This is a genomic window from Pseudoramibacter faecis (assembly GCF_036289405.1).
GTDB classification, from domain to species: domain Bacteria; phylum Bacillota; class Clostridia; order Eubacteriales; family Eubacteriaceae; genus Pseudoramibacter; species Pseudoramibacter faecis.
Window position 1 is genome coordinate 15,827 of the sequence record NZ_JAYFFI010000019.1, and the last position, 19,703, is coordinate 35,529.

The 19,703-nt window shown below is 53.1% G+C and carries 15 protein-coding genes; 10 read left to right on the plus strand and 5 right to left on the minus strand.

Annotation, left to right across the window (positions count from 1 at the left end):
- Positions 1–12 precede the first annotated feature (12 nt).
- From V3C63_RS10170 to V3C63_RS10180, 3 genes are all read left to right on the plus strand, one after another.
- Positions 13–1,050 (plus strand): L-threonylcarbamoyladenylate synthase, encoded by a 1,038-nt coding sequence (locus tag V3C63_RS10170; protein ID WP_329887702.1) that lies wholly within the window; start codon positions 13–15, stop codon positions 1,048–1,050.
- A gap of 239 nt (positions 1,051–1,289) precedes the next feature.
- Positions 1,290–2,570 carry a nickel-dependent lactate racemase gene (larA, locus tag V3C63_RS10175; RefSeq protein WP_329887704.1) on the plus strand — a complete coding sequence of 427 codons (1,281 nt, stop codon included), beginning with the start codon at positions 1,290–1,292 and terminating at the stop codon, positions 2,568–2,570.
- Between the two features lie 72 nt (positions 2,571–2,642).
- A complete protein-coding gene (locus V3C63_RS10180; RefSeq protein ID WP_329887706.1) occupies positions 2,643–2,768 on the plus strand; it encodes a hypothetical protein in 126 nt (41 codons plus the stop codon).
- A gap of 197 nt (positions 2,769–2,965) precedes the next feature.
- Here V3C63_RS10180 and V3C63_RS10185 read toward each other — a convergent pair whose 3' ends face one another.
- On the minus strand, positions 2,966–3,700 hold the full coding sequence (locus tag V3C63_RS10185; protein ID WP_329887707.1) for a FadR/GntR family transcriptional regulator: 735 nt from the start codon (positions 3,698–3,700) through the stop codon (positions 2,966–2,968).
- 192 nt (positions 3,701–3,892) lie between these two features.
- On the opposite strand from V3C63_RS10185, the gene V3C63_RS10190 reads away from it, so the two are divergent.
- Complete coding sequence (locus V3C63_RS10190) at positions 3,893–5,446, plus strand: L-lactate permease (RefSeq protein ID WP_329887708.1); 1,554 nt, start codon at positions 3,893–3,895, stop codon at positions 5,444–5,446.
- 109 nt (positions 5,447–5,555) lie between these two features.
- Here the strand turns inward: V3C63_RS10190 and V3C63_RS10195 are convergent, their stop codons facing one another.
- Complete coding sequence (locus V3C63_RS10195) at positions 5,556–6,761, minus strand: FprA family A-type flavoprotein (protein ID WP_329887710.1); 1,206 nt, start codon at positions 6,759–6,761, stop codon at positions 5,556–5,558.
- A gap of 345 nt (positions 6,762–7,106) precedes the next feature.
- Between V3C63_RS10195 and V3C63_RS10200 the strand changes: the two genes are divergently transcribed.
- Entirely contained in the window at positions 7,107–8,543 is a 1,437-nt protein-coding gene (locus V3C63_RS10200) for an FAD-binding oxidoreductase (RefSeq protein ID WP_329887712.1), read from the plus strand.
- 268 nt (positions 8,544–8,811) lie between these two features.
- Positions 8,812–9,954 carry an acyl-CoA dehydrogenase family protein gene (locus tag V3C63_RS10205; RefSeq protein WP_329887714.1) on the plus strand — a complete coding sequence of 381 codons (1,143 nt, stop codon included), beginning with the start codon at positions 8,812–8,814 and terminating at the stop codon, positions 9,952–9,954.
- Positions 9,955–10,034: 80 nt separating this feature from the next.
- Here V3C63_RS10205 and V3C63_RS10210 read toward each other — a convergent pair whose 3' ends face one another.
- Positions 10,035–10,961 carry a prephenate dehydratase gene (locus V3C63_RS10210; protein ID WP_329887716.1) on the minus strand — a complete coding sequence of 309 codons (927 nt, stop codon included), beginning with the start codon at positions 10,959–10,961 and terminating at the stop codon, positions 10,035–10,037.
- A 459-nt stretch (positions 10,962–11,420) separates the two neighbouring features.
- On the opposite strand from V3C63_RS10210, the gene V3C63_RS10215 reads away from it, so the two are divergent.
- Together V3C63_RS10215 and V3C63_RS10220 are read left to right on the plus strand one after the other, a co-directional pair.
- Positions 11,421–11,711, plus strand: coding sequence for a Veg family protein (locus V3C63_RS10215; protein WP_329887718.1), 291 nt, complete (start codon positions 11,421–11,423; stop codon positions 11,709–11,711).
- A gap of 138 nt (positions 11,712–11,849) precedes the next feature.
- A complete protein-coding gene (locus V3C63_RS10220) occupies positions 11,850–12,728 on the plus strand; it encodes a DegV family protein (protein WP_329887719.1) in 879 nt (292 codons plus the stop codon).
- Between the two features lie 53 nt (positions 12,729–12,781).
- On the opposite strand, the gene V3C63_RS10225 is transcribed toward V3C63_RS10220, so the two are convergent.
- Complete coding sequence (locus tag V3C63_RS10225; protein WP_329887720.1) at positions 12,782–14,770, minus strand: fructose-1,6-bisphosphatase; 1,989 nt, start codon at positions 14,768–14,770, stop codon at positions 12,782–12,784.
- Positions 14,771–14,807: 37 nt separating this feature from the next.
- Positions 14,808–15,353, minus strand: coding sequence for a nitroreductase family protein (locus V3C63_RS10230; protein ID WP_329887722.1), 546 nt, complete (start codon positions 15,351–15,353; stop codon positions 14,808–14,810).
- A gap of 361 nt (positions 15,354–15,714) precedes the next feature.
- On the opposite strand from V3C63_RS10230, the gene V3C63_RS10235 reads away from it, so the two are divergent.
- Together V3C63_RS10235 and rpoB are read left to right on the plus strand one after the other, a co-directional pair.
- Positions 15,715–15,873: a hypothetical protein gene (locus V3C63_RS10235; RefSeq protein WP_329887724.1), complete on the plus strand. Its 159-nt coding sequence runs from the start codon at positions 15,715–15,717 to the stop codon at positions 15,871–15,873.
- Between the two features lie 39 nt (positions 15,874–15,912).
- The gene (rpoB, locus tag V3C63_RS10240) at positions 15,913–19,695 is read left to right on the plus strand and encodes a DNA-directed RNA polymerase subunit beta (RefSeq protein ID WP_329887726.1); all 3,783 of its coding nucleotides are present in this window, start codon (positions 15,913–15,915) and stop codon (positions 19,693–19,695) included.
- The last annotated feature ends 8 nt before the right edge of the window (positions 19,696–19,703 follow it).

A 19,703-nucleotide genomic window follows, 5' to 3' on the forward strand; every position in this document is an offset into this window, starting at 1 on the left:
AGAGGATCAACGATGGAAACAGCATTATACGATTTAAATCAGGACGATGTTGCCCAAAGCATTGCCCGTTGCGGGCAGATTATCCGCGATGGGGGAACGGTGGTTTTCCCGACGGAAACGGTTTATGGCTTGGGTGCAAATGCTTTCGATCCGGCGGCGGTGGCTAAAATTTTTGAAGCCAAAGGCCGACCGGACGATAACCCGCTGATTGTGCATATCGCCAATTGGGATCAGATCCCGGAACTGGTGACCGAAGTGCCGGAGAAGGCCAGGCAATTAGCCACGGCCTATTGGCCGGGGCCCATGACGATGATCATGCGGCGTTCGGCGGCCGTTCCCGATGCGGTGACGGCCGGTCTCGAGACGGTGGGCATCCGGTTTCCCAGCAATCCCTATGCCAGACAGCTGATTGCGGCCAGCGGGGTGCCGATTGCAGCGCCGTCGGCCAATATATCCGGCCGGCCGAGCCCCACCCGGGGCCGGCATGTGCTGGAGGATATGCTCGAGAAAGTGGATGCGATGCTTATCGCGGACGAATCGGACGTGGGTCTGGAGTCCACCGTGATCGATATGACATCCACCCCGCCGACGGTGCTGCGGCCCGGCGGCATCACGGTGGCGGATATCGAACGGGTGATCGGACCGGTGGCGGTATCGCCCAATACCACCAGACCGGTGATTCCTGAAGAGGTGCGCTCGCCGGGGATGAAATACCGGCATTATGCGCCTCGCGGCCAAATGGTGATTGCCAGGGGCAGCGACGAGAAGAAAGCTGCCAAGATCAACGCGGCTATCGACGGCCTAAAGGCGCAGGATAGACCGGCGGTGCTCGCGACGGACGAAACCCTGGGGCACTACCGCCGGGGAATGATTCTTTCTCTGGGCAGCCAGGCAGATCCGGCGGCTATGAGCCACAATCTTTTTGACTGCCTGCGGGCCTTCGACGATCTCGGTGCGACCCATATTTTTGCAGAAGATGTGCCCGTCGGCAACGATACGCTGGCACTGATCAACCGACTTTACAAGGCGGCCGGCTATACCTTTATCTGATATCTAATTATTTTTTATTTTGATTCTTTGACCGCTTCGGCGGTCTTTTTTAATGGGGGCATTTTGCGGGTGGCGGACATCTGATGAGACGAAGCAGGAAGCGTTTTAAGTTTGAGGCAAAGTTAAGCAATAATGAAAAGGGCTTGCACAAAAGGAGGGAAGGGTCTATAATAAAAAAGGTTAGACCAATTTTGGCTAACCATGCTTGGAGAAAACGGATTGAGAAAAAGGAGTAAGGTATGAAATTCAATATTCCCTGTGGCAGCGGTAAATTGACGTTAAATCTGGCTGACGATCAGGTAGCCGGCGTTTTGGAATCGAATATCGGGGCACTCAAGTCTGAAGGCTCGGAGGACGATATCGTTAAAGCGGCGATGGCCAAACCCTATGGCGGAAAAACCCTGAAAGAACTTGCTGCAGGCAAGAAAACCTGCACCATCATCATTTCGGACCATACCCGTCCGGTGCCCAGCAAGCACATCATTCCCTTTATGCTTGAAGAGCTTCGGGAAGGGAATCCGGATATCGCCATCACCTTGCTGGTGGCGACGGGCTTCCATCGGCTGACTTCTGATGCGGAGCTGCGCAGCAAATTGGGCGATAAGGTGGTGGACGAGGAAAAAATCGTCATTCACGATTCGGCCGATGCCGCCGCTAATGTAAAAATCGGTGTGTTGCCCTCCGGCGCGGATCTGATCATCGACAAGGTCGCGGCGGAAACGGATCTGCTGGTGGCGGAAGGCTTTATTGAACCGCACTTTTTCGCGGGATTTTCCGGCGGACGCAAGAGCGTGCTGCCCGGTGTCAGCGACCGCGTAACAGTCATGGGTAACCACTGCTCGAAATTCATCGACAGCCCCTATGCCAGAACCGGGATTCTCGAAGGCAATCCCCTGCACAAAGACATGAAGAGCGCGGCCGAGCAGGCGAACCTGGCTTATATCGTTAATGTCGTGATCGACGAAGATAAAAAGGTCGTCGCGGCGTTTGCCGGCGATAAATTTGAAGCCCATGAAGCGGGTTGCGCCTTTCTCAAGGGATATTGTCAGGTGGATGCGGTTCCGGCGGATATCGTCATCACCAGCAATGGCGGGGCACCTCTCGACCAGAATATGTATCAGTGCGTCAAGGGGATGACAGCGGCGGAAGCCACAGCCAAAGAAGGCGGCGTGATCATCATGTGTGCCGACTGCGGCGACGGTACCGGCGGCGAAGGCTTTTATCAGGCGTTGAAGAACTGTGATACCCCGCAGTCGCTGATGGACGAAATTCTGCAGGTTCCCCAGGAAGAAACCAAAGCGGATCAATGGGAATACCAGATTCAGGCGCGGATTTTGATTCATCACCCGGTGATTTATGTCAGCCGCCCGGAAATGCGGCAGACCATTGAGGACATGAAGATGATGTATGCCGGGACGATTGAAGAAGCCGTGGCGAAGGCGCTTGGAATCAAGGGCCAGGACGCCAAATTCACCGTGATTCCCAACGGAATTTCCGTGATTGTCAACGAAGCGAAATAAACGCAATCAAAAACAGCTGAGTTATACTCGGCTGTTTTTTGTTGCAAGCAAAAAGAGCGGAGGAGAAAATAAATGGTGCAGCGACTGCTGGGGATTGATTTTACAGCAAAAGAGCGCGGGGCAATGGCCCGGGAGATCGCCGCGTTTTTGAAGATGAGCGGGGCGAGGCCTTGGGCGCGCTGGCCTGCGAACGGCTGACGGATTTTTTTGCGAAAAACTGGCGCCGCTGGTTTGTAACAAGGGACTTGATGCGGCGCGCGCATGGGGATCGCGGCAGAACAGAAGGAGATACTGTTGGATTTTAGCGCATTGTATCGGGATGTTTAAAGAGTCAGGAAGCCATTCCGATTTAAAATTAAAAAAGCGAAGAGCATGGCTTCGCTTTGCTGATGACTTTATTTGAGCTGAATGGTGTCGGTGGTGAAAAGATCGGTGAGATCGACGAGAAAGTCTTCGACGTAAAGCATGTGCTCTTTCATGCGTTTAAGGGCCAGATCCGGATTGCCGGCGGCGATGGCGTCCACCAGGAGACCGTGCTGGAAGGCGAGAACGCCCTCACCCTGCTCTTCGGAAATGATGGCCACCCGGGATTCATAGAGAATATCGTCAAGCAGCGAACCGACGGAGGCCAGCGCGTCGTGGATCAGGCCGTTGCCGGAGATGATGGCGATGGTATCGTGAAAGCGGCGGTCGATGGCCGCGCTTTTGACGGAGTCCGGCTCGTGGGCCATGGCATCGGCCAGACGATGAAGTGTGGCAATATCGTCGGCGGTGGCGTGGCGTGCGGCCAGATAGGCAGCTTCTTGCTCCAAGCATTGGCGGAAATGATGCACGTTGTAAACCGTGCCGCCCCCCAGCCAGAAGGAAATGGTCATGGGCTGGGTCATGGCGAGGCTGTAATCCGCGTTGATAAAGGTACCGCCGCCTTGACGGATGGTCACGAGGCCGATCATTTCGAGGGCGCGGATGGCTTCGCGGACAGCACCGCGAGAAACGCCGAGTTCCTCGGCCCATTTGCGTTCCGGAGGCAGATGATCGCCCGGGTGCAGTTGATGATGTTTTAATTGCGTCATGATTTGGTCCATGATAATCTGATAAACGCGTTTTTGTGGTGCTTTCGAGTTGGTCATGATGGTAGCTCCGTTGTGATTGCTGTGTCTGGGTCATTTAACTAATTTTTGAGATATCATTTTAACACAGCCCCCTTCAATAAACAAAGATAAATTATTGAGGTGTATCTTGACATATTGGTCGGACCACTGTATAATAAAAAAAGGTTTTTTAATGGATTACATATTTTGAGGAGAAAGAGGAGACAAGATATGCAAGCAGTTAATTTCATTCTGGCATTATTACCGATTTTATGGCTGATCATTGCGCTGAGCGTGCTGAAAATGCCGGGCTTTAAAGCCTGTGTGATCGCACTGGTCATCGGTGCCGTCATTGCGCTGGCAAAGTTCAATCTGTCGGTAAGCAACGTGGGGACAGCGGCTTTGGAAGGGGCGCTCAATGCGCTGTGGCCGATCATTCTCGTGATCATCGCCGCGCTGTTCACCTACAATCTGACGCTTGAGACCAAGTCGATGGATTCGATCAAAGGCATGCTGTCGTCGGTGTCGATGGACCAGCGGGTGCTGATGCTCATCATCGGCTGGGGCTTCGGCAACTTCATGGAAGGGATGGCCGGCTTTGGGACGGCCGTGGCCATTCCGGCGAGTATCCTCGTCGGTCTGGGCTTCGACCCGATTCCGACGGTGGTGGCCTGTCTGGTGGTTAACTCGACGCCGACAGCCTTTGGCTCCGTCGGGGTACCGACGACGACCCTGGCAGCCGTGACAGGGCTGAATGCTTCGACTCTGGCGGCGAATACCGCGCTGATTCAGGCACTGCTGATGTTCTTATCGCCGTTCTTTGCCATGCTTATTCTGGGCAAAGGCTTTAAAGGCATGAAGGGCGTGTGGGGGATCACGCTGATTTCCTCGCTGGCCTTTGTGGTGCCGGCATTTTTGGCCGGGACATTCATCGGCCCGGAACTGCCGGATATCATCGGTTCGATTTGCTGTATGGCCGTTACGATTCTCGTGGCCCGTTCGATGAAGAAAGATCCGCCGGAAGAATTCATGACGAAAAAATCAGACAGCATGGTAGATTTGAAGGGAATGACGGTCGGATCGGCGGTGAAGGCCTGGTGCCCGTTCATCCTGATTTTCGTCTTCTTAATTCTAACCTCCAGCCTGGTGCCGGCGATCCACGATCCGCTGTCGAGCATCGCGTCTCAGATCACGATCTACAACGGCAAAGGCGCGTCGCCGCTCGGCTTCACCTGGATCAACACCCCGGGGATCATCATCTTTATCGCGGCGATTATCGGCGGCTTGGTGCAGGGCGCCAAGATGTCGACTCAGGGCAAAGTGTTTAAAAACACCGTGGTTGGCAACTGGAAGACCATTGTCACCATTTGCTCCGTGCTGGCTCTGGCCAAGATCATGACCCACAGCGGCATGACCGGCGAAATCGCCAACGTGCTCGTGGCGGCGACCGGAACCTTCTTCCCGCTGGTTTCACCGCTGATCGGGACGATCGGGGCTTTCGTGACGGGCTCCGGCACCTCGACGAACGTGCTCTTCGGGGATTTGCAGCGCCAGACGGCGGTCAGCATCGGCGCGGGTCCATCTTGGCTGGCGGCGGCCAATACCATGGGAGCTGGTATCGGCAAAATGATCAGCCCTCAGGGGATCGCCATTGGCACGTCGGCCATCGCCATGGCAGGGGCCGAAAGCGAAGTACTGCGTTCGGTCTTTAAGTACTGCCTGATCTATGTGATCGTCGGCGGTTTGGTCTGCTACTTCCTGCCGATGCTCGGTCTTGTGGGATAAAAACGACCGATTCAACACAAAAAACAAAAACATAAAGTGAAAAGCCCGTCGGCAAGGCTTCGTTCTGCCGGCGGGCTTTTTGATGGTCTGTTGCTGGTGAAGGGGTGAATTAGCGTTTGTTAATGTCCCTGGCAATGGCATCGGCCAGCGTGTCGAGAGCGGCCTTGTTATCCGCGGATACCGAGGATTGAACGGTCACTTTGTTTTCGAGGCGTTTCATATCCTTCATGGCAGCCAGCTTTTCTTCGATGAGGGTGCCGGCCTTGATGGCCCAGGTGCCGTTTTCGATGACAGAGACCGTGCGGTTGTTGAGCGCGAGCATTTCCATATCGGTAATGAAGGCATCCATCGGCGGATAAATGTGCAGGTTGTAGGTGCAGGAAGCCAGCACCAGGTGTGACAGGCGGAAGGCCTCGCTAATCAGGTAGGACTTATCCGTTTTGGAGACGTCGAAGACTCGCACCTCCGTCACGCCGTTTTCCACCAGCTTGCCTGCCAGAATGTCCGCGGCCTGTTCCGTATCGCCATACATCGAGGCATAGACGACAAGCACGCCCTTGGATTCCGGTTCGTAGCGGCTCCATTTGTCGTGCTTGTCGATGAAATAACTTAGATCTTTGCGCCAGATGAGCCCGTGGAGAGGGCAGATCATCTGGATATTGAGAGCCGCGGTTTTTTTGAGCAGCCCCTGAACGTTCTTGCCGTATTTGCCGACGATATTGGTGTAGTAGCGGCGGGCTTCGTCGATCCAGTCGCGGTCAAAATTGACTTCGTCGGCGAAAAGTTTACCGTCGAGGGCCTTGAAAGAACCGAAGGCATCGGCGGAGAAGAGCACGCCATTCGTGCTGTCAAAGCTCACCATCACCTCCGGCCAGTGGACCATTGGCGCGGTGACAAAATGGAATTCGTGCCGGCCAAAGCTTTTGCTGTCCCCGTTTTTGACGGTGTCGAAGCAATCGGCGACATCGGTGCTGAACTGGGTAAGAAATTGCTTGGCCTTGGCGGTGCCGATGACCCGGGCATTCGGGTAATGAAGAAGCAGTTCGCCGAGGGTGGCCGCGTGGTCGGGCTCCACGTGGTGGACGATGACGTAATCCAGCGGGCGGCCGTTTAAAGCGGCTTCGACGTTGTCAAAAAACTGACGCCCACAGGACCAGTCGACGGTGTCAAAGAGCACGGTCTTTTCGTCGAGGAGCATGTAAGCGTTGTAGCTGACGCCTTCGGGAATGGGGTGAATATTTTCAAACCGTTCGGTTCTTCTGTCGTTGGCGCCGATCCAGTAAAGATCGTCGGTTACTTTGCGAATATGGTGCATCAATAAGCCTCCTGAATAATTAAGATAATGGATTGGTCGGTATGTCCGGAATCGGACACGGTGGCTACTGGCAGCAGGGCCGCCAAAGCCATTAATGGTCATGTTTTGTGTCCATCTTATCATGAATCAGTGTGAATGGGGTAACTTTTTGCGATGAAAATGGAAAAATTCGTTCGATAAATGTTAAGGATAGTTTAAAAGAATGAATGTAATTTTTTGAAAACGCCGAGCACGCTTGAATTAGATTGAAGAAAAGCGTATAATGAGTTTATAAATTGGTCGGACCGGTTGGACGACCCAATGAGTGTCAATCAAGTGTTGTGGAGTTAAAGGAGGACTACTTGAATGAGTAAGTACACGTATAATCAGATCACCCCGGAAATTATTGAGCAGCTTAAAACAGCGGCAAATGGCCATGTGATCGTCGGCGGGGATATCAACGAAGATTTTTCTCACGATGAAATGCGCATTTACGGCGAAAACATGCCGGACGTGTTGGTCGAGCCGACGACGACCGAAGAAGTCGCCGCGGTTATGAAGGTTTGCAACGACAATAAAATTCCGGTGACGCCGTCTGGAGCCAGAACAGCGTTGACCGGGGCGGCGGTGGCCATTTTAGGCGGCGTGATGCTTTCGACCACTAAAATGAACCAGATCATCAGCTATGATCTCGATAACTACACCGTTACCATTCAGCCGGGCGTGCTGCTCAACGATTTGGCCGAAGATGCCTTAAAACACGGCGTGATGTATCCGCCGGATCCCGGTGAAAAATTTGCGACCGTCGGCGGCAACGTTTCGACTAACGCCGGTGGGATGCGCGCCGTTAAATACGGCACCACCCGCGATTATGTCCGCTCGATGACCGTGGTCCTGCCGGATGGCGAAATTGTTCGCGAGGGTGCTTCCGTTTCCAAAACCAGCAGCGGCTATTCTCTGCTCGACCTGATGATCGGTTCCGAAGGGACCCTCGGCATCATCACCGAAATGACCCTGAAGGTGATTACTCCGCCGGAAACCACCATGTCGATGATCATCCCCTATCCGACCCTGGAAGAAGCCATTGCCGCCGTGCCGAAGTTGTTCGCGGCGCATCTCGATCCGCAGGCGCTGGAATTCATGGAAAAAGACGTGACCATGGATACCCAGAAGCAGCTCGAAAAGGATGTTTTCCCCTCTGAAATGGACGGGATTGATATCGGCGCTTTCGTGCTGGCGACTTTCGACGGCAACGACGAAGACGAGGTGATGGACAAGATCGAAAAAGCTTCGGAAATTGTGCTTGAAGCCGGTGCGGTAGACGTGCTCGTGGCAGATACTCCGCAGTTGCTCCGTGATGCCTGGGCGATCCGCAGTGGCCTGCTCGACACGATCGAAGACAACACCAAACTCCTCGACGAATGTGACGTCGTGGTGCCGATCACCAAGATTCCGGAATTCTTGACCTATGCCAAATCTCTGGGCGAAGGGAAAGACTATGTCATTAAAGATTTCGGTCATGCCGGTGACGGGAACCTTCATATTTATCTGTGCAGTGACGGCGACGATAAAGAAGCCTTTATGCAGGAATCCGATATCTTCATGAAGAAAGTCTATGCCAAAGCGATTGAACTCGGCGGCCTGATCTCCGGCGAACACGGCATTGGCATGGGCAAGATGAGCTATTTGCGCGATATGGTTGGCGACAAAAATATGGCGCTGATGCTCGGCATCAAGAAGGTCTTTGACCCGAACATGATCCTCAATCCGGGCAAGGTCTGCTTCGACCTGGATGCAGAATAAAGAGCCTGACGGTTTTGAGTTGCCCTGATAGGGGAACGATTAAAAATTGATAAAAATTTCACACGCGCATTGAAAACGTCGTGAACTGTGTTATAATGGTCTTGATGATTCGGTGGCTTCTCCGACGGATCATCGAGACCTTTGATTTGTACATAGTACAATCAAACGCTGCGCGCAAGGATGGCACAAACCATTATATTGGGTGTCGGCTGGGGTGGAATGATTCGGAGAGGGAAATTTCGAAATTTTTTAGAGAAGGGAAAAAATTATGGCATACTTAATTTCTGATGAAGCAAAAGACCTGTTGCGGGATATTCACGAGTTCTGTGAACAAAACGTGGTCGAACAGGCGAAGGAATACGATAAGACCGGCGAATTCCCGGTGGAAATGTACGAAGCGGCCAAGGAAATGGGCCTAAATGCTTTGGAAATTCCGGAAGAATACGGCGGACCGGGCCTCTCCCGTGTTGACGTTGCAGCGCTGTTTGAAGAAATGGCCGTTGCCGATGCCGGTTTTGCAACCACGATTTCCGCTTCCGGTCTGGGGACCAAACCGGTTTTGATCGCCGGCAACGAAGACCAGAAGGCCCGTGTGTGTGATATTCTGGTTAACGGCGGCTTCGGTGCTTTCGGCCTGACCGAACCGGGCGCCGGTTCTGACCCGAGCGCCGGTAAAACCGTGGCGGTTAAAGACGGCGACGATTATATCTTAAATGGTCAGAAATGCTTCATCACCAATGGCGGTATCGCCGATTTCTATTGCATCACTGCTTTAACCGATAAAGAGGCCCCCGGCACGCACGGTATGTCCATTTTCCTGGTCGAAAAGGACACCCCCGGCCTGTCCCACGGTGTGGAAGAAGATAAGATGGGGATCCGCCTGTCCAACACGACCGACGTGATCTTGGAAGATGTTCGCGTCCCGAAGGAAAACCTCCTCGGCGGCGAAGGCAAGGGTTTTGCCATTGCCATGAAGACTTTGGATCAGGCTCGTGCCTGGATGGGCGTTGTTTCCACCGGTTTGGCACAGAGAGCGATGAATGAAGCCATTGCTTATACGAAAGAACGCAAACAGTTTGGCCGTTCAGTGCTGAAATTCCAGGCGATGCAGTTCAAGATTGCCGATATGGCGATCAAGATTGAAGCTTCCCGCCAGATGAACGCTTACGCACTGACCTTGATGGATCAGGGCGTTCCGTTCTCCAGAGAAGCAGCCATTGCGAAATGCTTCGCGTCCGATACCGCGATGGAATGCACCACAGAAGCCGTTCAGATGTTCGGCGGCTATGGCTACATCCGCGACTATCCGGTCGAAAAACTCATGCGCGATGCCAAGATCTTCCAGATCTTTGAAGGGACCAACGAAATCCAGAGAATCGTCACGGCTAACAATACCATCGGCAGATTCTAAATTCGATCAAAAACCAACAATCAAAAACCGGCTATCAATGGATAGCCGGTTTTTAAATGGCCAATTTCTTTAGAAAGCGTTCAGTGAATAATGGTATTCGCCGGGTAATTTCCCAGGAAATAAAACGACTGGGTGGCGCTCATGACCTGGCGCATCAGCTCGGAGAGCTCGGTTTCGTCCTCCAGGCCGATAAAATCGAGAAAGAAACGGTATCGCCACTGCATGCCGGGAATGGGCCGGGATTCAATTTTGGTCATATTGAGATGATAAGTGTTAAAAATGCCGAGAAGGTGATAAAGCGCGCCCTCGGTGTGGGGAAGCTGGAACATCAAAGAGATTTTATTGCAGTGGGGGCGCCGTTCTGCTTCCTGGGACGCGATGACAAAGCGGGTCGTATTCAGATCGGAAGAATTGATATCGGGCGCGAGAATTTGGAGGCCGTGGATTTTGGCAGCGCGGCGGCTGGCGATAGCGGCCTTGTGGATATCGCCGGACGCGTGAACCATTTTGGCCGCGACGGCTGTGTTGTGGTAGGCCACGTGCAGCCACTGTGGATATTGGGAGAGAAAAGCCTGGGATTGGGCAAAGCCCTGCTCGTGGGAGTAAACGCTCTTGATATCGGCCAGGCTGGCGCCTTGATTGCCGAGGAGGCAGTGGCGGATGGCGATAGAGATTTCGCCGACGATGGCCGCTCGGTATTTGGCCAGCAAATCGTAAACAGCGGCGATGGAGCCGGTGGACGTGTTTTCGATGGGGAGGACGCCGTAGTCACACCCGCCGCCGGTGATGGATTTAAAGATGTCTTCAAAGGTTTTGTGGGCAATACACAAACTGTCTGTTCCGAAAAACCGCAGTGCGGCCTCTTCGGCGTAGGATCCGGAGGTGCCGGCATAGGCGATGGTGCCGCCGCCGTGGGGCGAACGCATTTGGGACCGGGTGCGCTCAAAGCGCATCATGGACTGCTGTTGCTCGTGGGTTAAAATGATGGGTGAATGGCTTTGCGACATAAAAAAGCTCCCTGTAACCGCCAAGCGGTTTTTTAGCATCATATCATATCATTGGGGAAAGTGCACCTGCTGGGTTGAAAACATCCTAAAAAACGAACTTATGAAAATAAAAAGAAATTTTTGGCGAGAAGGGCGCACCGATTATGAAAAAATTGCATGGCCGCGGCTGAAAAATAAAATTAGGAAAAATGATGGGTTGATTGCGGGAAGAATCTATCGCATATTTTGTGGTAGTCATCAAAATCAGCCCATATTTAGCGGCAATATTTTGGGGTGAGCATGTTGCAGATTAAAGGATCGAAAAGGTCTGAAGTTTTAAATGAAAATGAAAAGCAGTTGTTGAAAATGAAAAATATTTACATATTGACAGGATTATTTTTAATTGCTATAATATAGACCTTTACTTTTAGTGAATATCATGGTATACTATGTTCACATCATAGTACGAGGTGAAGAGAAATGCAACGACAAAAACAACGCGCCACGCTGATTGACGTTAAGCGTGAGGTTGAATCCCATAAGGGCGATTTGATCAAGTTGGAAGCCCACAAAAGTAAGAAAAAGTTATACCATAAGGTGGGACGCATTGAAGCCGTGTATCCCAGCATTTTTACTGTGACGGTGGAAGCCGAAAAAAACCGTCCCGCGGAACGCTTGAGCTTTTCGTATTCCGACGTTTTGACGCGGTCGGTCAAAATTGCTTTAATCGACGAACAGCGGTTGGAACCGGTCGGGGCCATGATGGCATAATTCAATCAGTCATTATAAAGCCATGTAGCGCACATGGCTTTTTTCATTTCGGATGGCAGAATGCGCCGAATCTGCTATAATGGATCTGGTAAAAACAATATTTGTGACCGCGGAAATCAATATACATCAGGAGGACGTATGAGTTATGTCATTGTGACGGATTCGGCGTGCAATTTACCGAGACGTCTGGTTGAGCAATATGCCATTCGGGTGATCCCGCTGACACTCAATGTCGACAACTGTGAATTGACGGTTAAAAGCTACCGGATGGACGAGCTGGACCAATTGAAGCAGCTTTATACAAAAATGCGGCAGGGGGCGATCTTCAATACCCATCCGCTGAACAAAGAACGGTGTGAAACGGTTTTTCGGGAAGTGCTGGCGCACGGCGACGATTTGCTTTATATCGGATTTTCCTCGACGCTGTCGGATACTTTTGCTACGGCCAAATTTGTGCTGCACGCGCTCGCGGCGGTTTATCCGGCACGGACTATTCGCATGGTGGACTCTTTGGCGGCATCGTTGGGGGAGGGGCTGTTGGTGTACCACGCCGGTATTTTGCAGGAGCAGGGGGAGGATCTCGAAAAGGTTTATCGATGGCTGTTGGCCAATCGCTCCCTTGTGAGACAGTGGTTTACCGTGGGCAACCTCCAGTTTCTTCAGAAGAGCGGCCGCGATAACGGCCGGCTGTTCTGGGCCAAATTATTGGGGCAAAAACCCATTTTGCGGATTAACGAGCGCGGCGCATTGGTGCCGGCTAAACGGGTGCGCAGTCGAAAGAGGGCGCTGGACGTTTTGGTGCGCGAGATGGGAAAGTGCATTGTGGAGCCCGACAGACAGACCGTTTTCATCGCCCACGGGGATTGCATTGAGGATGCCCAGTACCTGAGCCGGCGAATCCGCGAGCGCGTGCACCCTGACGAATGCCTGATTCATTTTATTGATCCGGTGGTCGGGGCCCATTGCGGTCCGGACACCATCGGCGTTTTCTTTTTGGGAAAAGACGTCTATCGTTAAAAATGGGCAACAAAAAACACTGCTTTTAGCAGTGTTTTTTGTTGCCCGAGCGTTTAATGGAGTTCCTTTTCCTTAATGAAGCCCTTATGATAAGCGGTGATGAGCATTTCGAGATCACGGATCTGCTCCAGTAACTTTTTGCCGATATCGGTATCGATTACGCGTTTGCGGGAGACGTTGGTTTCAACGATTTGTTTGGTCGATTTGATGTCGACGCCGTTGCGGATGGCGGCATCCACCGATTCGAAAGGCTGCAGGCTGATGAGGGTCATGCCGTAGGAGTTATAGGTTAAAGTATAACCGGCGATGCCCGTGGTTTTTTGATAGGCTTTGGCAAAGCCCCCGTCGATGCAGAGCACCTTGCCGTCGGCGCGGATCGGAGACTCGCCGCTGCGGGTTTTGACGGGGGTGTGCCCGTTGATGATGTGCCCCTTCTCGGGGTCGAGGCCGAATTCTTCAAGAATGGCGTTGGCCAGATCCGGGCATTCGGCGATGCGCTTGTAATAAGGCATTTTTTCTTCGTGATGGGGTTTTTCGCCGTCGATGAAGTAGCGTTCGAAGGTGGCCATCTTTTCTTTGCCGAAGAGAGGCGATTTTTTATGACACCAGAGGAACCACAGAAAATCGTGGCGCGGCGGGTATTCCTTCATCGCGGTGAAATAGGCCTCGCGGGCCAGCTGGTCGAACTTGTCCATGAGCTGGCGCCCGGCGTAATCCACCCCTTTGTAGTTCCAGGAATCGAAACCGCCGTCTTCGCGGATGGGGATGCAGGCGTGAAAAAGCAGGTTGTCGTTATAGACCAGATACATGCTGCCCACAGAATACATGAAGCGGATGTGGCGCTGCAGTTTTTCCGAATGGCGGAAGGAATGACAGAGCTGCGACATGACGTTTTCTTCTTCCTCGGTGAAGGCAGAGGGATTGGCCGGATCGATGGTCGGAAAGTGGGTGTCGTTGAGTTCGTAAGTTTCGCCGTCGACGACGATGGTGCCCTTTTCGTAATCGAGGGCGCGCAGCAGTTGGCGATCGCCCATTTCGTATTCGGGGTGACGGTCGATGATCTGTTCCTCCACCTTGAATTGAATGATGGCGATGGCTTTGTGCATCTTGGTGATGAGCTCGATGTCGACACTGGCGTTTTTATCGGCAATATTCTTCGGCTGGAAGCTGGCGCAGGGGTCGCCGCGGTAGGTTTTCTGCGCGAAGGTGGCCAGGGGCAAAAGATTGATGCCATAGCCGTTTTCGAGCACGCGCAGATTGGCGTAGCGCATGGCGATACGCACCGCGCAGGCGATGCAGGCGCGGTTGCCGGCAGCAGCCCCCATCCAGAGAATATCATGGTTGCCCCATTGCAGATCCATGGAGTGGTGGCTCATTAGGGTGTCCATCACGTGATGGGGGGCTGGCCCCCGGTCGAAAATATCGCCGATGATGTGCAGGTGGTCTGTGGTCAGCCGTTTGATGACCGAGGCGATTTCCGCGATAAATTGGTCGGCCAGACCGTATTCCACAATGCTGCGGATAATGGCGTTATAGTATTCTTTTTTGTTGTAGCGCTTTTCGTCTTCCTGAATGAGTTCTTCCATGATATAGGAGAAGTCCTTCGGCAGGGATTTGCGCACCTTGGACCGGGTGTATTTGCCGGCGGCGGCTCGGCAGACCTTAACCAAACGGTAAATCGTCAGCTCGTACCAGTTTTCAAGATACTTGCCGGTGCGTTCCTGCTTGATGAGGTCGAGTTTCTGCTGAGGATAATAGATCAGAGGTATGAGCTCCTCGAGATCTTCGAGAGAAACGGTATTGCCTAGTTCTTCGATCACTTTGCGGCGAATGGCGCCGGAAGAGTTTTGAATCACGTGATTAAAGGCCTCATCTTCGCCGTGGATGTCGGTCAGGAAATGCTCGGTGGGCTTTGGCAGGTTTAAAATGGCGCGCAGGTTGACCACCTCGCTGACGGCGGCGGTGATGCTTGGGAAATCGTTGGATAAAAGTTCCAAGTATTTGCGGTGTTTGCGCAACTGTGATTTGCTGAATTTTTCCATGAAATGTCCCCTTTTATGAATAAGCGGAATGCAGATGCTAACGGCGATAGGTCAGCAATTCGTCGACGGTTTTGCGCTTGGGCGCTCTGGGATCGGTGGCCGGATGGCCGACGGCGATGAGCGCGGAAACCGACTGGCCGTTCGGAACGTGGGCAGCAGAAGCGACTTTGTAAGGATCGAAGATCCCCATGATGACGGTGCCAAGCCCATGGGCATGCGCGGCCAGGCAAAAGGCTTCGGCGGCGATGCCGGCGTCAAAGGATTCCCAATGACGTTGTTTTTGGGTGGAGAACGAGCCATCACGTTCGTAGCCGGAGCGTCCGTTGACGGTCGTCAGCACGATGAGCATTGGTGCAACGTTAATGCTACGGGTATTGCCCGGAAAGCCAAGCACGCAGTCGCCTGCGATTTCGGCCTTGACCTCGGGATCAGTGACGGCGATGTAGCGCGCCGTTTGTGTGTTTTTCCAACTCGGTGCGTAAGACGCCGCAGCGACGACGGACTCGAGAGTTTCTTCGGACACCGCTTCGGCTGTAAATTGACGGATCGAGCGGCGGGATATTATGCAGTCTAAAGCGTCCATGATGACAGTCTCCTTTTAGGAATGTATCGCAAGGCGATGCAGAATTACATTGTGAAAGGCAGCGCGCAAAACGACACCGCTTTCCTCTGTTGATAAATGTATTTTTAATATACAGCGTGTTACCTGAAATTAACTTAAAATCAATTAAAAAAACGAGCGCAGGACAGAAAAAATCCATGCGAATGTCAAAAGAAGATAAAAATTTTTAAAATAGCAATGAAAAATCTTGAAAAAAAGAAGCAGCGATGATAGAATAAAAAACCAATTAAGATGGGTAAGTTAGACATACCAGCCATCTGATTGCATAATTGATTGTTACAAATCATACAGATCATCACAGAAGATGCGAAAAAGGTTATGGATGAAGCATGAAGCCGCTGATCAAAGGCGGCTTGAATGGACGCTCCTGCAGGCTCGGGCGCGATTTCAGGATGTGCTTTTTTGGCTGATCAAAGGCCGAAATTTCATCGGTACCCTTTCTTTTTTGCTGTCTGCCGGCGGGCAGGCGGCTGCACTGTGAACGGTCATTTGGATTCAGGTAAGGAGTGAACAAGCGCATATGGTACAAGTACATCCGATTCAATCGGGACTCAGAACCAGACAGAGCTTTTCCAAGATTAAGGAAGTTCTGGAAATGCCCAATCTGTTAGAAGTCCAGTTGGATTCTTACAAATGGTTTCTTGAAAAGGGACTGCAGGAAGTTTTTGATGATATTCACGAAATCACCGACTATACCGGCAACCTGGTGTTGCAATTTGTCGATTATGCCCTCGACGGCGAACCCAAATATTCCATCGAAGAATGCAAAGAACGCGACCAAACGTATTATCAGCCTTTGAAGGTCCGCGTGCGTCTGATTAATAAAGAAAAGAACGAAGTCAAAGAGCAGAAGGTCTATCTCGCGGATTTGCACAAGATGACAGAAACCGGTACCTTCGTGGTGAACGGAGCGGAACGTGTCATCGTCAGTCAGCTGGTGCGTTCGCCTGGGGCTTATTACACGATGAGCCGGGACAAGGTCGGGAAACGGCTTTGGGCTTCTCAGGTGATCCCGAATCGCGGAGCCTGGCTGGAATATGAATCCGACTCCAACGATTTGCTCTATGTGAAGATTGACCGGACGCGCAAATTGTCGCTGACATCGATGCTGCGGGCCTTCGGGCTTGGCACAGATGCGGAAATCCTCGGGGTGTTCGGCGAGGACCCGCGCCTGATTGAAACGCTGAAGAAAGATGCAAGCAACGATACTGCCACCCAAGTTGACGGGCTGCTCGATATTTACCGCCGTCTGCGTCCGGGCGAACCGCCGACGGTGGATTCGGCAGAATCTTTGCTCAATTCCATGTTTTTCGACGATCGCCGTTACGATCTGGCGAAGGTCGGCCGCTACAAATACAATAAGAAGCTTTCTATTGCCAACCGGTTGCTGGGCCAGGTCGCGGCAGAAGACGTGATCGATCCGGCCACCGGGGAAGTGCTGGCAGAGGCCGGCCAGAAATTCGACCGCGAAACGGCCTGGGCCGTGCAGAACGCCGGGGTCAATGTGGTGGAGGTGGCCTGCCAGTACAACGGAGAAGAGACCACTTTCCGCGTGATCGGCAACGGCTTCGTCGATATTCACACCCAGGAGTTGCCCTTTGATATTTCAGATATCGAATTTGATGAGCTGGTCAGCAAAGAAGCGCTGGACGAATTTCTGGCGGATGACAGCCTGACGGACGCGGAAAAACACACGGCGCTCAAGCGCAATAAATACCGGTTGATTCCGAAGCATATTCTGCAGTCCGACCTTTTCGCTTCGGTCAATTACTTCCTCGGTCTCGAATACGAAATCGGCGAAGTGGACGACATCGATCACTTGGGCAACCGCCGGCTGCGCTCGGTGGGCGAGCTTCTGCAAAATCAGTTTCGCATCGGCCTGTCCCGGATGGAGCGGGTGGTGCGCGAACGCATGAGCGTGCAGGATGACGAAATCTTAACGCCTCAAAGTCTGATTAACACCCGGCCGATCAACGCGGCTCTCAAGGAGTTCTTCGGCAGCTCCCAGCTTTCCCAGTTTATGGACCAGAACAATCCCCTGTCCGAGCTGACTCACAAGCGCCGTCTGTCGGCTCTTGGGCCGGGCGGTCTCTCCCGGGAACGCGCCGGCTTTGAAGTCCGGGATGTTCACGATTCCCATTACGGCCGGATGTGTCCGATTGAAACGCCTGAAGGCCCGAACATCGGCTTGATCGGATCGCTGGCAACTTACGCCCGTATCAATGAATATGGTTTTATCGAATCGCCCTACCGCAAGGTGGTTGACGGCGTGGCGACCGACGAAGTGGTTTATCTCGCCGCCGACGAAGAAGGGGAATACGCCATTGCCCAGGCTAACGAGCCGCTGGATGAAAATAATCATTTTGTCAACAAGCAGGTTACCGGTCGCGCCGGTAAAAATCGCGATTTCGTTTCGATCCGTCAGGAAGACGTCGACTTTATGGATGTCTCGCCGAAGCAGGTCATCTCTGTGGCGGCGGCGCTCATTCCCTTCCTTGAAAACGACGATGCCAACCGCGCGCTGATGGGCGCTAACATGCAGCGTCAGGCTGTGCCGCTGCTCATTCCCGAAGCGCCGCTGGTCGGAACCGGGATGGAAGCCAAGGCCGCCAAGGATTCCGGCAACTGTCAGGTCGCCCGTCACGACGGCGAAGTGGTTTATGTCTCCGCGGATACCATTCGCATCCGCCGGGACGACGTGCAGGACATCGACGAATACAAGCTGCATAAATTTGAACGCACCAACCAGGGCAACTGCATGAATCAGCGGCCTCGGGTGGACCAGGGTCAGCATGTGAAGGCGGGGGACGTGATCTCCGACGGACCGGCGACAGAAATGGGGGAGCTCGCCCTCGGCCGCAACGCCCTGATCGGCTTTATGACCTGGGAAGGCTATAACTACGAAGACGCCGTCCTTTTGAATGAAAATCTGCTCAAGGAAGACTGCTATACGTCGATCCACATCGCAGAGTTTGAATGCGAAGCCAGAGAAACCAAGCTCGGGCCCGAAGAAATCACCCGGGATATTCCCAATGTCGGGGAAGATGCCCTGAAGAATTTGGACGAGAACGGGATTATCTATGTCGGGGCGGAAGTGAAGTCCGAAGATATTCTGGTCGGGAAGGTCACGCCCAAGGGCGAAACCGATCTGTCGCCGGAAGAAAAACTCCTGCGGGCGATCTTCGGCGAAAAGGCCAGGGAGATCCGCGACACTTCGCTGAAGGTGCCCCATGGGGAAGCCGGGATCGTCGTTGACGTCAAGGTTTTCTCCCGCGCCAACAAAGACGAGGATCTTAAGCCCGGAGTCAACACCATGGTCCGGGTTTATATTGCCACCAAGCGCAAGATTTCCGTCGGGGATAAAATGGCCGGCCGCCATGGGAATAAAGGGGTGATTTCCCGCATCCTGCCCCAGGAAGATATGCCGTTCCTGCCGGACGGGACGCCCCTCGATATCTGTCTGAACCCGCTGGGCGTGCCTTCCCGAATGAACATCGGTCAGGTGCTCGAAGTGCACTTGGGGATGGCGCTGCGGGCGCTGGGGATGCACATCGCGACCCCGGTCTTTGACGCTGCCAACGAAGGGGATATTCAGGAGCTGCTCGGCAAAGCGGGTCTGCCCCAGGACGGCAAGATCCAGCTTTACGACGGCCGCACCGGCGAACCCTTTGACGGCCGCGTCACCGTGGGTGTGATGTATTACCTCAAGCTGCATCACATGGTTGACGAAAAAATGCACGCCCGCTCCACCGGGCCTTATTCGCTCGTCACCCAGCAGCCGCTGGGCGGGAAAGCTCAGTTTGGCGGCCAGCGCTTTGGCGAAATGGAAGTTTGGGCCCTCGAAGCCTATGGCGCGGCCCATACCCTTCAGGAAATCCAGACCATCAAATCCGATGACGTGGTCGGCCGAGTGAAGGCCTACGAAGCCATTGTGAAAGGCGAAAATATTCCAGAGCCCGGCCTGCCGGAAGCTTTCAAGGTGCTCATCAAAGAATTCCAGTCTTTGGCCCTCGACGTGACGGTTTACGGTGAGGACAACAAGATGGACGTGCTGGAGCTTGACCTTGCCCAGGAAGCGCTTGACAACGGTGAATTCGATCAGCATGACTATCACCGTCACGATAACGCGGAAGACGTCGAAACGGCGGACGATGATGCAAAGATTGATCCGGTGGATGCCATTTTTGACGATCTGGCCAATATGCAGGACGCCCCGGCCACCGAGGACGATTATTCCGATGCAGATATGTTCGCGATCATCGACGGAGCCGATATTGATGCTGATTTGAATAATGAGGAGTAAGATAAGCA